Origin of the sequence: Rhizobium sp. 2YAF20, assembly GCF_052114685.1 — a bacterium.
GTDB lineage: Bacteria > Pseudomonadota > Alphaproteobacteria > Rhizobiales > Rhizobiaceae > Rhizobium.
Window position 1 is genome coordinate 1 of record NZ_JBFRFF010000139.1, and the last position, 595, is coordinate 595.

1 protein-coding gene is annotated in these 595 nt (G+C 65.7%); it reads left to right on the plus strand.

Translation table 11 applies throughout. From position 1 onward, the window contains the following. Window positions 1–595, plus strand: a 595-nt coding sequence (locus AB4Z52_RS36300; RefSeq protein ID WP_442222627.1) for an FAD-dependent oxidoreductase, incomplete at both ends; no start/stop codon positions are given.

The following is a 595-nucleotide window of genomic DNA, read 5'->3' on the forward strand; positions in this document are numbered from 1 at the left end:
CATCGAGCGCGGCGCCCTCGACCACTACCGGCTGCATGTCTTCAGCGAAGAGCCGATGCGTGCCTACGACCGTGTGCATCTGTCCGAGTATTTCGGCGGTCGCGATGCCGAGTCGCTGGCCCTGGGCGAAGCCTCCCTGTATCAGACACCGGGCGTCACCTTGCATCTGGGCGTGCCGGTACTGGAAATCGACCGCGCCCGGCGCCAGGTGATCACCGCACAAGGTTGTGTCGCTTACGACAAACTGATTCTCGCGACTGGCTCCTATCCCTTCGTGCCGCCCATCGAAGGCGCCGAAGGCGACTCGCGCCTGGTGTATCGCACCCTTGAAGACCTCGATGCGATTCGTGCGGCGGCGGCCAATGCCCGGCGTGGCGTGGTGGTCGGCGGTGGCCTGCTCGGTCTGGAAGCCGCCAATGCCCTGAAAAGCCTGGGCCTGGAAGCACATGTGGTGGAATTCGCCCCGCGCCTGATGCCGGTGCAACTGGACGAGCAGGGCGGCCTGGCGCTGAAGGCGCAAATCGAGCGGCTCGGCGTGGGTGTGCACTTGTCCCGTGGCACGCAGTCGATCAGTGCCGGCGAGCAGTACCGCTAC